Below are 13672 nucleotides of genomic sequence, written 5' to 3' on the forward strand. Positions count from 1 at the left end.
CGCATTTACCTCGGCGCCTCAGCACACGTCAGTGCCTCAACCCTGTGCCTGGGCGGGATGCCCCGGTGCCAGGCGTCCAGCACCGCCGAGGCGTCGGAGTTGGCTCGCTCCACCACCACCATCGTGAGCCGGTGCAGGTACTTCGCCGCGACAGACGAGTACTGATCGGCCAGCGCCTCGAACTCCGTAGCCAGGCGCTCGAAGGCCTGCAGGACGGGCTCGGGCGCCGGGCCGACGTGGATCCTGCGTGGCGGCGACGGCGTTGCAGGCCGGCTTGCCGGTGCAGCCCCCGGCTTCGTGGCCGGCGTGGGGGTCCCCTTCGCTGATGCGGGAGGCGATCTCTTTCTCCGCGGCGTGGAGACCTGCGTCTGCAGCGCGGCGTCGACCTGGCGCCTCGCGTCTTCCAGAACGGCCAGCGCCGCCGCCATGCCCTCGCCCGACGTGACCGCCCTCAGCGCCGCGTGGACCTCGGGGTCGCGCTGGACAGCGCGTACGATCGATGCCGCCGGGTTTAGTTTGATCTTTCCGGTGTCGACGGCGTCCTGCAAAGCCGGTGTCGAGATCGGGGAGGAGAATATCACCTGCCGAGCGGCCACAGCGCTCTCGGAGGTCCCGGTCTCGGACGCGACCCTGTTCCGCGTCGTCATCGGCTTGCCGGTCGCGTTTGCCGGTGGAGTGGCGGAACCTTGGTTATTTTTGACCGAGGCGACCAGATCGGTCCGCCTCCCCCGGCCCACCCTGAGCGCTTCGGTGAGCCGCCTCTCGAGCTCGGCCTTCTGCTTGGGCGTCAATTTGCGCCCGTGCTGGTCTGCGTGGTTGTCGAGGAGCATGGCCAGGTGCTCGTCGGTGGCGCTGAGGTCATCGTGGATGATGACAGGAACTTCCGGGAGCCCTCCCTCGAGGGCCGCGCGATGGCGTCGATGTCCTCCGAGGATGGTGCCCGACGGGGAGGCGCATCGCTCTCCTGTCACCAGCAGCGCGCGTTGCACTCCGTGCTCGCGGATGTGTTGCAGGAGCGCTTGGTACCTGTCCTGGTTCTCGGACTCGGGCGGGAAGAGATCGCGGTTCCTGTAGTGCGGGCGGAGCGAGTGCGGTGCCACGACCTCCATGTGCATCGACGTACCTCGATGGCGGATGCGTGCGCGCACGGGCATGGCCATCGCCGGACCGGTCGCCATGGCGGCGCTCCCTAACTTGTGGCTCGCCGGTGTAGTGAGTGCGGGCCCCTGTCCGCTGGACGCAGCGACCGTGGACGGCCCTCGACTGCGTTGCTCGATAACTTGGAGCAGATCGCGCGTCGCAGCATCCAGCTTCTGGTAGGCGACCTCACGGGCGCCCGTGAAGGGATCGTGTTGGCTCGTGTTCCAGTCCTGGAACGCGTCGTCGAAGGCCGAGAGCAGCACTTTCTCCCGATCGTCGCCCTCATCGCGTATAACCTGCACGGCCTTCGAGCAGGCGACGGCGAGTGCGGTCGCCACGGCGTCAAACGCGGAAGCAGCGCCGAGGGACTGCGCGCTTTGGGGGCTCGGCAACGCCGAGAAGAGTACCGCTTGGGGAAGCAGCCCGCGCTCGACGAGCCCGCCGAGCTCGTCGAGCGCGACCAGCCGCAGCTCCTCGACGACGTCCAGCTCGCGCGCCAGATCGTCTCGGGGACAACCCTGGTCTCGATCCATCTCGTACCCCGCCATGGCTTGCAGGAACGCTGCGATCCGCGGCTGGTCCGCGTCGGGGACGGCGGCCAGCTTCCCCTCCAGCATCGCGCGGAGCGCCGCGCAGGTCTCGTAGGACGCGTGGGTCACCGGGAGCCCCCCTTCCGCGGCGCCTCCGCGGCCGTCGGGCGCGGCAAGACCAGCCGCTCGCGCAGCCACCCCTCCAGGTCGCTCCGGCGGAAGCGGACGAGACGCGGCCCGAGCCGAAGGTGAGGGATCTGCCGGCGGCAGACCATCGCGCGTACGGTGCCTTGCGCGAGGCCGGTGAACGCGGCCGCCGCCCCGTAGTCCATTACTTCGTCGTCAGCCATGCCTTCCTCCTCGAGCCGATGACCGGCCCGGATGACCGACGTTTCTCACGTTGCGGGCGCTGGCTTCCCGCAATGGGATGCATGTACGTTGCGGGGGCTGCGAGGAGGCAGGACGACCCGAGATGCGCAACGAAGACGGCTCATCGACCAAGCCCAGCAGGGGCGGGCCAGGCGCGAGGGGCGGATCAGGCGCCGCATCCCGGCGCGCGGATCACCGGGAGCAGCGCGGGCACCAGGACGGGAACGGCGCGCTCTCCCAGGAGACGGTCGCGGAAGCCGCGATGGAGCTGCTCCGGATGGCGCTCGAGTACGAGCTGATCTCCGGGCCGAACGGGATGGCCGTGCAGGAAGAGCGCGATGCGCAGCGAACGGTTTGGTACACCGTGGGGACGCGAGAGGTCCTGCGCCGGCTGGTGAACGAGATCCTCCAGTACCGGGACAAGCGGTGGGATCTGGTCAGACAGATCCGAGCGGCCCAGGTGGCGCTGAACATTCGCGAGTTCATTAAGGACAAGGAGCAGGGCTCGGCAACGTTCAAGGACGAGCTTGCCAAGTACATCGAGCAGCAGTTCGAACTTGCGGGTCTCCCGATCGATGATGCACAGCGGCACGCGCTCGTAGAGGCCGCGATCACGAAGCTGCGAGGAACCGAAGGGCGGTTGGAGCACATCCTTGCTGCCATGGTGAAAGTGAAGGTGACCTCCGCCCGCGTTCGGACCATGCAGGGTCACGTGAGCGCCCTCAAAGGCCGGGAGCAGGCCCAAGGGACGGTGCGGTTGCCCAAGGAAGCGGGTCTTGTGTACGGCTATGATCCGCGCTCTCCCTTCCACCTGCTCGACTACGCGGTCCGTCACATGGACCAGGGCTTCTCCGGCGTCACCGAGATGTTCATGCACTGGGATGAGAAGGATCGTCGCGCGATGGTTGCGAAGTGGTTGCGCGAACTGGCGGACAGGCTCGTGGAGCCCCAGGCCGAGCCGACCGACCTGTGATCGCCCCGCAAGGGCACCATCGATCATTGCGGGAAGCGCGTCGGCGTTCAGCGCTACGCCGACCGCATGGGCAACGGCCACCCACCGTTCCACCGCGGCTTCCGTCCGGGCACCGCCGCGGAGGTTGCTACCTCGGCCACGGGCGACGCCGCGGGCAACACCGCGCCGGAGGTTCTCCCCGCCAGTAGCATTCTGCTCGACTGGAAGCGGCGAGACGCGGGCGACTTTGCCTGCGCTTTGCTCTTGCGCTCCTTGGGCTGCGTAACCGCAAGCTATAGCCCTTTGATTTTATCGTCGTCGCAAATCCAAAGCGGATTGATGTTTACATCGCGCACGAAATTCAGATGTCTTCATCTGGCCGCCCCTGCAGCAAAATAGCGAGATCTGTCTGATCCCGTCGAGGGAGGCGGCGCCTGTAGTCAAAGTGCTGTCCTACAGCCATCCGAACGCGATGACTCAGACCGGCACGGCGGTCGCGACCTTCACCTGGTTCGCCACCGGCTCGTAGATATCCACCCCTGTCTCTGGCGTCCGGATGCTCACGATGAGCGCGTACCGCGCCGCCTTCTTCCAGCGCCCGAGCTGATGCCGCTCCCGCCACCAGCCGATGACCGGGCAGACCGCGATGCTCTTCCGGCTTGCGAGATCCGCTGCCGTACCCTTCCAGCGGTCGTGATGGACGGATCCCTTCTCGCGCAAGGTCGGGCCGAGCAGCCACCCTGCGTCGCCGGAGTCGATCGTCTCGTCACCGTCGCGCGCCGCCTTGTTGACACGCTTCCGCAGATCATCAGGCTCCTCATTCGCCTTCTGCACGGCGAACCGCAGGCCGTGCGATGCGTAGCGATGCCGGCGCTCCCAGCCTCGACGTGCGGGGTTCGGCTCGATGAAGTAGGAGAGCGTCACGCGCAGCTCGACCTCCACACTGCTGAGGTCCAAGAGGGCCTGCTTCGGCCACGGCAGTGTGTGGAGGCGCATTTCGTTGCTCTTGTCACGCTCGAACGGCCGGAGCTCGTCTTGCACGACGAGCGTCAGCGCGTTCCCCGCGCTCCAGAGGGCGCGTTCCAGGTTCGGGACGCCGAACCCGAAGCAGCGGAGGAGGTGCTCCATGTCGCGCCGCCTCGATCGGGTAGCGTTGATCTCCTCGCGCATCCGAGGCGTCCATTCGGCGGTGTGGACCAGGAGCGCGCGGATCGTCTCCGGCCAGAAGTCGGGGTACTGCGCCCAGATCACCGCGCCGACGCGCGAGGCGCCGGCGCTGGCGGCGCTCGTCTCACCGGTTACGGTGAACAGCTTGACGAAGGGTTGGTAGTGCGTGGTGAGCAGCGAGAGCGAGTCGGGGAAATCGGCGTCCTTGCCGTCGGGGCTCAGCGCCATGTTCCCGCCCTCCATTACGATCTCCGGCTTGATCGGCCACTGCGACTGCCAGATGCACGAGGTCGTACTGCTCGGCGACAGGTCCCCAGGGCGCGCGATGGGGCTCCAGCCGTTGAAGACGGGCTCGGTGATGCGCGTGCGCTCCGTGTAGGCGCCCACCGTGAGGGCGTTCCATGCCTGCCCGGGATCGTGGATGCCCTCGCTCTCGTTCCGCGACCGGTAGTCCATACCCGGGGCCACACGGATGTTCCCGGCAGAGACGACAAAGAGGCGCGGGTTGTCGTCGTCCATCCCCGAGCAGAGCTTGTCGATCTCGGCAGACCACGACGAGGGCTGACCTCGATCGCGGAAGTCCGTCGCCGTGATAGCCATGGAGATCGCGCGCTTGCGCTGCGGAGCCGCGATCTCGGCGCGGGCAACGCCCTCGGCCGTGATCGCACCGTACAGCTTCGGCGGGTTCGCGGCCCCCTTGTGAAGGATCTTCACCGACTCGAGCCGGTGGGTGAGCGCCACCGGCGAGGATGAGAGCAGCGCCTCAGCGAGGTCCCCGTGGAGCGCGATCCCGGCCATCCCTGTACCGTGGCCGTCATCATCGTGCACGCCCCACGAAGGATCGTAGGCGTGCAGGTCACCCTTCCGCAAGGCGGGCTCGAGCAGCGGGTGCCCGGCGTTGACGCCGGTGTCGACGATGCAGACGGCGGGCGCATCCGGCGAGGGCGCGGTGATCCGGTCCTTGAGATCCTTGGCCCAGCCTTCCTGCTCGATCACGTTCATCCGCACGAAGCTGGTCGGCACCTCCTTCGCGAGTCGAAGCTCTGCGATGACATCGAGCAGCTCGATGGATCCGGTCATCTGCTCGCGCGTGCCGTAGGCGAGGACGATAAGGCGATCGGGGAACCTGAGCTGCTCGTCCCCGACCTGGAGCTTCACCTTCTGCGCGTACTCGCGGAAGCGCGCCAGCAAGTCGTCACCCTCCCCGCGCAGCCAGACCTCCCAGCAGATCGCCTTTCCAGCAGGAGGGAACAGCGCGGGGTCGTCGGTCCAGAACCCCTCGAGCACCGCGAGTCGGATCTCCGCGATGCTCTCGATGAGCGGCTTGTTCTTCGGGTTCCCCGACTTCTTTGTGGTCTTGGTGAGGTACTCCTCGACCTTCTTCTCGAAGTAGCCGAGCTGCCCGCTGGGCACGTACACCGTCGCGTAGGTCACGCCGGTCTGGGTTCGCGTGGCGGCGAGCTCGACGCCTGCGCGCCTATCCTCAAGGCTCTGCAAGGCCAAATCGAAGCCGGAAGCACTGGCGAACTCCAGGTAGACGCCCCGTCGCGCTTCCACGGCGATGGCGTCGTGTCGCGTATCTCGCGCTCTCAGGTCCTTTCTGACCCGCTCGAGCTGCTTCTTCAGCGCGTTGCCGTGATGTGCTGGATCGACGGGGGGCAAACGCGTCTCACCGCCGCCTTGCTGGGGGGACGTATACGGCTCCGCCGCGGACGTGCCGGTGAGGAGCAGGTGCCTCCGTCGATCGATCTCCTTGGTCGCCATACCCCCGCGTCGTCACCCGCGCATCACGCACGGCTGGAGGGCCGTGCGGCGAGCGCATCAAGAATGTCCTGCGTCGTCACCTCGGTGCGATCGTTCAGCACCGCGTCCTTCGCAGCGTCCTCGCACACTCGAACGATCTCGGCGTAGCTCGAGCCCCGTGCAGCGCTCACCACCTGCGCCCAGTCGACGCGCTCCGTGTCCAGCAACGCCAGCCGCGAGCGCAGCATCTGTTCGGCCAGCTCGTCGTCGGGCAGGCTGTACTCGAGCACGTCGTCGAACCGGCGAAAGAGGGCGCGGTCGAGGAGCTCGGGGTGGTTCGTCGCGGCGATGATGAGGCTCTCCGACTCGTCCTGCTCGAGGAACTGGAGGAACGAGTTCAGCACCCGCCGGATCTCGCCCACGTCGTTCTGCGACGTTCGATGGCTTCCGAGCGCGTCGAACTCGTCGAAGAGGTAGACGCCGCGCGTGCGCTGGAGCGCATCGAAGACGAGCCGGAGCTTCGCGGCCGTCTCGCCCATGAACTTCGTGATGATGCCGTCGAGGAGGATCGCGAAGAGCGGCTGCGAGAGCTCACCCGCGAGGGCGCGGGCGGTGAGCGTCTTCCCTGTCCCGGGAGGCCCGACGAGAAGGATCTTGCGCCGCGGGGTGAGGCCGTGCGTGAGGAGCTTCTCGCGCTGGCGCTGCTCGAGGAGGATGCGCTCGAGGCGGGCGTGGAGCTTCGGCTCCAGGACCATGTCCGAGAGGCGCGTCTTCGGATAGCTGACGGAGAGCAGTCCGGCGAGCTCACCGCGCGGCTGCACGACCGGAACCGGCGCCCGCTCGCCACGCCGAGGTAGTCCCTTCGTCTTCGCCGTATCGATGAGCTCGCGCAGGTCCCTGGCCAACTTGCCGTGCCCCTGCCGCGCGGCGTGGGCGGCGACCTGCATCGCGGTGGCGAAGAAGCGCTCCTCGTCGCCCTCGCTGTAGCTCTTCAGCAGCGCCTTGAGCTGCTCCGCCGTCGCCATGGTTTCGCGTGCTCCCGCATGAAGAAGTCTACCTTACTCGGCGCACGCCACCACGGCCGCGCTGGCTCCGTCAAGTTCTACCGGGACGCTCTGCGTCCGGCAGGGCCGGAGACGAGAAGTACGGAAAGCTGGGGGTTGGAGAGAAGGAGGCCGAGCCTCCGGGCCCGCCTCCACCTTAGTTACACGTCACCGAAGAGGTCCTGCGTCATGCTGGGCGCCCCGAGCGCCACGAGAGATAGACGCCGGGATTCGCGTGAGGGATGCCACGGCCGATGATCGACATCTCGCCGATGCGCACGGATCGTCTGCTTCTCGCCACGGTAACCGGTGAGCCTTTCCAGCCGGCGCGGCTGTACTACACGATCCCGAGCAAGCCCCTCGTGACGCGCGTCCTGTCACAGCTCCGCTGCACGAGGGAGGGCCACGAGCGTGGCTGCTGGGTGTGGTTCTACACCGCGGAGGCCGAGGCGTTGACCTTCGGCCGGCCGCACGCCGAGCTCCCGGCCGAGGTGCACTCGGTGGTGATCGGTACCCTCCGCTTCCCGAAGAAGGGCGGCATGATCGTGGAGGTCCGCTCGTTCGAGCGTGCCATCGCAGCCGCGCGGTTCTTCGGTCCCTTTCTCGGTTCCGGGGCAGTCCTCCGGCGCGCGCGGGTGATCAACCGCTTCTTCGAGGGGGCGGAGATGCAGGGCGACCTCGAGCAGCTCCATCGACACCTCGACCAGAACATCACGGTGATCGATCCGCGTGTGACTGAGGAGCGCATGGAGCAGTACCTCGCGGGCGCGAAGACGCCGGCAGAGGCGCGGCGTGCGCTCGACCGGTACCACGAGGATCGACGGCGAGAGCGGCACGACGTGCCGCTCGTCGAAGACTTCCCGCTCGCGCCCGAAGAAGAGACCCCGGACTTCATGCACCTGGCGATGACCCTGCAGCTGCGGAGCATCCGCGCCTACGAGCACTGGAACGGCAACACGCACCTGACGCTCACCGAGGTCATCCACAAGCTCGTCGAGCAGGGCGCGTTCGTCGATCCGGACTGAGCCGCGCCATGGCGCGCCGCCAGCGCTGCCTCGCCGCCGCAGCCTGGGATCGCGACCCTACCGTCGTCGTCTTTTCGGCCGCCGGCTGGGCGTGCGTAGGGATCGGAAGGTCGCACGAGCTCCTCGAGAAGCAGCACGTGACGGCGACCAGCAGATACCTCGCGCCCGCTCCGAGGTACCATCCGCCGGCCGGTGACTTCCCCGTTCCTCGAGGCCCCCGAGTCCGCCTGGGTGGCGAGCAACGCGCTCGCATTCGCGCTGCGCGACCGCTTCCCAGTCAGTCCCGGCCACACGCTCGTCGTCCCGCGCCGCCTCGTCCCGACCTGGTTCGACGCCACCGCCGAGGAGCGCGCCGCGATCTTCGAGCTGGTCGACACGGTCAAGCGAGACCTCGACGCCGAGCTCCACCCGGACGGCTACAACATCGGGATCAACGCCGGCGAGGCCGCAGGGCAGACCGTGATGCACCTGCACGTCCACGTGATCCCACGCTTCCGCGGCGACGTGGACGACCCGCGCGGCGGCGTGCGCCACGTCATCCCGGGCAGAGGGAACTACCTCGCCGCGAGACCCCCGCCGCACGCGACCGTTCGGCTGAGCTCGCCCGGGGGCGCACCTTGTTCTATGCCGCATGTGGGGCAGCAAGGTCCGCGGATGACGTCGCGGTGAACATCCATCTCGGCGGTCGGGTATCGCAAGATCGAAACGGTTCACCGCGGGGGCGCACCCCGTCTGGCGAAGTGCGCGTAGTAGCGCTGGTACATGTCTTGCCACCTCGAGTACTCCGCCGGGTTCCCGCGGAGCCGCTCCTTCCAGGCCGAATCGACCGCCGACCGCATCTCGCCGGAACCCAGGCCGTAGCGCCGGAAGATCTCCTCGGCCGTCGTGGGGCATAGGGCCAGCTCCGCGCAGAGCGCGGCATACTGGGCGAGCGGCAGGATCGTCTCCAGCGACTCGGGGAGGGGCACTGTACTTCCGTCGCCGGCCGTGCTCGAGGGCCTCGAAAGCGGCGATACCTTGGCGGTCTGGGAGACTGCTCCGGTCATTGGGGCCGGCGAGGACGCGGTTTGTGTCAGCAGCTCCCGGGGAATTGCCAGGTTCAGCGACGTTTCCCGGAGGTCTGCTGCGGCCGGCGGAGCGGGCTTCGATGCTGCCAGAGCTCCGGCACGCCTCGTGGGGTCCGCTGCCGTGAAGGGGATCACCGGGCCGCGAGGGGGAGCCTGCAACGGTGACGTCTCTGCGACCTCCGAGGGGGCTCGCGGCTGCTGCGGCCGGGCTGTCAATGTGGGCGGCACGGGAGCCCCCGATGGTCCGGCCGTGAACGGGAGAGCGGGGCCGCGGGGAATGTCAGAAAGCGGTGCGGTTTCCGCGATCACAGGAGGCGGGCGCTTCACCACCTTCGCCGCACCGGACTGAGGGAACGGCAGCTCCGGCCCTCGCGGAACGTCGGGCAGGGGGGCGGTGCCGGTCAGCGACTCCGCAGCGCGAGGAGGCTTCGGCTCAGCCTTTACGGTCGCGAGCTCGGCGTGCACGGGCACGAAGGGGACCACCGCGCCTCGGGGGACATCCAGCAGGGGCCCCGTGCCCTGCAGCGCCGCCGAGGTCATGAGGAGCGCCCCAGGGGGCATCGCCTCGGAAGACGGCGCGGCAGGCGCGAACGAGGCAGCGACGGATGCTGGCGAGCGCTCGACGTTGCCGAGCTCCCGCGCTCGGGCGAGGAGCATCTCCAGCCGACGCGCGTGATGCGCGTGGAGCCGCTCGAAGTCCTTCGCCAGCGCCGCGTCACGCCCCAGCGCTGCCCGCCATTGCCGATCCAGCGCTGCCCGCATCTCCTCATCGGCCAGGCGGTGGCGCCGCAGTACCCGTTCGCGTTGCTGAGGCAGCGCATCGAGCTCCGCGCAGAGCGCGGCGTACTCGGCCAGGCCCAGCCTGGGCTCGCCCAGCGGTCCCGCCGCAGAGTGCTCATCTGCGACCGCCTTCCCCGAGCCCCGCGCCTCGGCCACCCTCGACGGCTGCAGCACCCGGGGGCCGACCCGGAGCGATCCCAGCTTCCCCGGTCTCGGGTGCAGATCCTTGAGGAGTTCGCCGACCTTCGCGTCCTCGTCAACGCGCCGCGCCCATCGGCGGCGGAGTCGCGCGACGTCGTTCATGCCCAGGTCCTTCTCCTGCAGCAGCTCGAACGGGGCCGGGTGCGCCGCGAAGACAGCAAGGAAGCTCGCCCAGGCGGTCGGGTCGTCCGCGAGCGGCTCGACCCGTCGATCCAGCCAGTCCTCCGCCTGCGCCAGCTCTTGCTCGTAGGCCGCGAGCAGCTCCGGCTCGGCGGCCAGCCGCTGCTTCCAGGCAAGATCGGCCCGCGCGAACGTACGCGGCGTGAGCCCCTCGACCGCGAGCACGTCCGCCAGCGGGAACCCCTCCGTCACCGCCGCCCTGACGGCCGCGTACTGCGCCAGCGAGATCCCTTCGCGCGCCTCCTGCGCCCCTGCTGCGGGCTTCGTGCCTGCCGCCATCCCCCGGCCCTAGTCGCCGACCAGCACGGTCCCGGAGGCGATCACGCTCCCGTTTGGCGCGTCGGCCGGGTCGTTGCAGGTCATCGCCGGATCCCCGAGGTGCGCGGCGGGCTTGTTGTTGATGAGCACCGTCTCGCTGCCCGCCTGGACCCGGGCCTGATTCGACGGCGGCCGCTGGAACGTGCCCCCTGGAGGTACATGCGCGGGCGCATTCGCCGCGGTGCTGCCCTGGATCGCGGCCGGTTTGCCTTCGATCAGCACATCCCGGCTCAGATCGTCGCTCAGCGTTCCGCTGAAAGGCAGCGGCGTCGGCGTGGGCACCGGCCCGCCCGGCGAGGGGATCATCACCATGTGCGTGTCGATGCCGACGACTTTGTCCCCTTGCTTTGCCGCGGGCTTGCCCGCCTTCGGCCCATGCGCTGGCATGCTCGCTTCTCCTTCTCTCGCGGCAACCACCGGCTCACGGCCCGCAGTAGGGCGCGAGCGAGTTCCAGGTCTTCTCATCATGATGGGCCACATGGGCCGTCACGCTGAGCGGCTTCTCCGGCTGCCCAGACGGAGCAATAGGCACGAAGGTCATGATCCATAACGCGTCGCCGATCACGGCACGGAGCCCTCGACCATCGACCAGGACACCGAAAAGGCTGTCTACGTTGGGAATCTTGGTAAACGGTAGGTCCTTTCTCGCCTGGACGAAGATGCCGTAGAAGTCGTCATGCGCCCAGGAACATTCATGCTCTTCCGTAGGGTAGAGCCAGGTGGCTGTAACTTCGAGCACCGCGCTTCCGCCACCACCGGGTAGTTCACCGCCGCCCACCGCCGCCATGTAGCGGCACTCCGGCTCCTCGCAACGCTTCTGGGGAATGAGATCTTCGGGTAGAGCACGTTGGGTCAATGTCTCTTTCTTATGCAAGAGGCACCTCTCCGGCGATTCGGTCTGCTGAAACGCGACCGACCGTGTCGACCGACCCTGCTCAGGGCACACCCCCTCGAGCACCCGCACGACCCTCTCGATCTGGGGTCCCCAGCTCTCGCGCTGGAGCAGATACTGCCCCGGCGTCATCCGGCACGGCGGAACCCCGTCGCCCAGTATCCACACCGGCTCGTTGCTGGAGGTGGCACCTCGTGCCCGGGCGCTGGCTTCGTCGAGCGGTACCTCGGAGTCCTCCTGCACGGGCTCTCTGGGCGGACTTTCCACCACTTCGGGCAAGAGCCAGCGCTTGTCATGGGTGCGTTGTTCTTCATTGAACGTGGCCACCCGGGCGCGCTGAATCGGTGGACATAGGCCGACCTGCTCCCTCGACGCTGCGGACGGACGAGGCGCGGCGTGCGCGACGCTGGCTTCGGGCTGGACTTGTCGCGCCGCTGGCCGGCAGGCAGAGGAGGTCACACCGACGGCGACAAACAGACCAAGGAGAACAAGACGACTCATCTCGCGCCTCATGATACCCGATCGGAACGGCTGGGACACGGCGTCGACCTACATCGCGGCCGCCTGTTGTGCCTCGGTTTCAGCCTGCTTGGCTGCCGCCAGCGCCGCGTCTGCAGCATCCAGCGCCTTTTGCCTCTTATTTTCTGGCATCTTCTCGCTGGCAGCTGCTCTCTTCACGGCATCACCGGCAGCGACAACCTTGCTGAGCGCTGCGTCCGCCGAGCGTACCGCCGCGCGGCATGCGTCCTCCTTCGCCGTGTTGCCGGCGAGGCTCGCCTGGTTGGCTGCTGGCCCCGCTGTCTCTGCTGCACTCTTGACTGCCGCGGCCGCATCCCTCAGCTTCTGGAGGCCGACATCGTCCTTCGTCCCCAGCATATTCAATGACTGCGATGCCTTGTGTGCGACGGCGATATCGTAGAACTCGTTGAGCACCTCGAATCCCATATCGAAGTGCATCATGTCGCCAAAGTCCTGTCCTCCCCAGCGCAGGCCCACCTTGATCAGCGCCAGCACGACTTCCTTCTTGAGCATCAGAAACCCTCGACAGGGCTCCCGGAAATTGGTCGCGCTCTCATCGATTCGTTCGGCATTGATCTTCAAGGCGTTCTTCACCATGCCGTACCGCATCACTTTGCGATCGGCCTCGATCTGGGCGTACGCCTCGCCCAGGAGCCGCTCATCGAGGCCCCCTTGCTCGTCGTATGGGCTCCGTTCAGCGAGCTTTCCGCTCCCATCGCGGAGTAAAATCTTGCAACCGCTGAGCGTAGTATCCTTCTCAGATTTGACACGGTTGATGAAGTCGCTCAGGGATGCCTCGGTCAGGTCTTCCTGTGCGCCGTTGGGATAACGGTAGGCGAGGTAGCCTACCAGGCCATCATGGACCTTCTTGAACGTATCGTAGGAGCGTGATGCATCGCTCGACTTGCGCGGCTGAATGCTGTGGCCGAAGCAGAAGAGCGTGGCCCGCTGGCACACCTCCAAGCAAGGCTCCCACACGTTGATCCTGCTCCACTCGACGTTCCTGTTGTTGTGGATCTCGCCGGTTGGGCCATCGCCGCCGTAGATCGGTACCCACGGCGAGGCCGTATACTCGATATCTATCGCACTCCCATCTCGGTGGTTGCCCCCGCCGCGCTTCCCCTGTCCTCCGACAAGCTCCTTCGCCGCACACCACTCCTTGAACTTCTTCTGATCATCGGCATCGTCGACCGGAGCGCCCATCGATCCGCGGTACTGTCGATAGAGCTCCTCCTGCGCGCGAAGCAGCTTCTTGAGGAGCTCCCGATTGACACCCATCACATTTTCAGAAAGGAAACCGACGCCAAGAAATCGGAACCAATAGAGCCGAACGGTTCGCTTGGTGGTCGGCCCGCCTTTAGGGTAGGTAAGCTCCAGATCGGCGGCGTCCTGCGTCTTGGTAATCTCGAGAACCCACTTCGGCAACGCGCCCGTGAAGGGCGTGCCGGCTGCCTGGGATATGTGGTTGTCAGGTCCCGGGCTTACGTCTGCAGCCGCGGGTGGTGGCGGATCTTTTGGCAAGGTGCTCGGGGGAGGAGGCGGCGGTGGAGGGGCCGGTGGCTGCTCGGGCGGCAGCGCCTCGGGCTCGTGGGGATCGGGCGTGTGATAATCGTACGCCTGCGGCCCGCCCTCCGCCCCATCGAATCGCGGGTCGTTCCCTCCGCTCGCTCCCCCGGCGCCGCCGCCGCCATCCGTCCAGTTCATGCAACACCTCAATCAGACCTTGTTTGCCCCACTCGCGCCCGC

At 67.4% G+C, this 13672-nt stretch carries 10 protein-coding genes and 1 pseudogene; 3 read left to right on the forward strand and 8 right to left on the reverse strand.

The window, feature by feature from the left end:
- Positions 1-5: 5 nt before the first annotated feature.
- Complete coding sequence (locus WME82_RS43815; RefSeq protein WP_438040148.1) at positions 6-1799, reverse strand: ParB/RepB/Spo0J family partition protein; 1794 nt, start codon at positions 1797-1799, stop codon at positions 6-8.
- Positions 1796-2020 (reverse strand): helix-turn-helix transcriptional regulator, encoded by a 225-nt coding sequence (locus tag WME82_RS43820; protein ID WP_438033750.1) that lies wholly within the window; start codon positions 2018-2020, stop codon positions 1796-1798. Before WME82_RS43820 ends, WME82_RS43815 begins: the two co-directional genes overlap by 4 nt.
- Before the next feature lie 122 nt (positions 2021-2142).
- On the opposite strand from WME82_RS43820, the gene WME82_RS43825 reads away from it, so the two are divergent.
- Positions 2143-3012: a hypothetical protein gene (locus tag WME82_RS43825; protein ID WP_438040149.1), complete on the forward strand. Its 870-nt coding sequence runs from the start codon at positions 2143-2145 to the stop codon at positions 3010-3012.
- A 456-nt stretch (positions 3013-3468) separates the two neighbouring features.
- Here the strand turns inward: WME82_RS43825 and WME82_RS43830 are convergent, their stop codons facing one another.
- Both WME82_RS43830 and WME82_RS43835 read right to left on the reverse strand, forming a co-directional pair.
- A complete protein-coding gene (locus tag WME82_RS43830) occupies positions 3469-5922 on the reverse strand; it encodes a S8 family peptidase (protein WP_438040150.1) in 2454 nt (817 codons plus the stop codon).
- A gap of 23 nt (positions 5923-5945) precedes the next feature.
- A complete protein-coding gene (locus WME82_RS43835) occupies positions 5946-6926 on the reverse strand; it encodes an AAA family ATPase (protein WP_438040151.1) in 981 nt (326 codons plus the stop codon).
- 272 nt (positions 6927-7198) lie between these two features.
- Here WME82_RS43835 and WME82_RS43840 point away from each other — a divergent pair, with 272 nt between their 5' ends.
- Together WME82_RS43840 and WME82_RS43845 are read left to right on the forward strand one after the other, a co-directional pair.
- On the forward strand, positions 7199-7969 hold the full coding sequence (locus WME82_RS43840; RefSeq protein ID WP_438040152.1) for a hypothetical protein: 771 nt from the start codon (positions 7199-7201) through the stop codon (positions 7967-7969).
- A 192-nt stretch (positions 7970-8161) separates the two neighbouring features.
- Positions 8162-8575, forward strand: a pseudogene (locus WME82_RS43845) (HIT family protein); the annotation flags it as partial.
- 104 nt (positions 8576-8679) lie between these two features.
- On the opposite strand, the gene WME82_RS43850 reads toward WME82_RS43845, so the two are convergent.
- The 4 genes from WME82_RS43850 to WME82_RS43865 form a co-directional block, all read right to left on the reverse strand.
- Positions 8680-10476 (reverse strand): hypothetical protein, encoded by a 1797-nt coding sequence (locus WME82_RS43850; protein WP_438040153.1) that lies wholly within the window; start codon positions 10474-10476, stop codon positions 8680-8682.
- Between the two features lie 9 nt (positions 10477-10485).
- Positions 10486-10902, reverse strand: a complete 417-nt coding sequence (locus WME82_RS43855; protein WP_438040154.1) for a PAAR domain-containing protein — start codon at positions 10900-10902, stop codon at positions 10486-10488.
- Positions 10903-10936: 34 nt separating this feature from the next.
- Positions 10937-11734, reverse strand: coding sequence for a hypothetical protein (locus tag WME82_RS43860; RefSeq protein ID WP_438040155.1), 798 nt, complete (start codon positions 11732-11734; stop codon positions 10937-10939).
- Positions 11735-11956: 222 nt separating this feature from the next.
- Complete coding sequence (locus tag WME82_RS43865; RefSeq protein WP_438040156.1) at positions 11957-13630, reverse strand: hypothetical protein; 1674 nt, start codon at positions 13628-13630, stop codon at positions 11957-11959.
- Positions 13631-13672: the final 42 nt, after the last annotated feature.

The organism is Sorangium sp. So ce128 (assembly GCF_051525245.1).
Lineage (GTDB): Bacteria > Myxococcota_A > Polyangia > Polyangiales > Polyangiaceae > Sorangium > Sorangium cellulosum_B.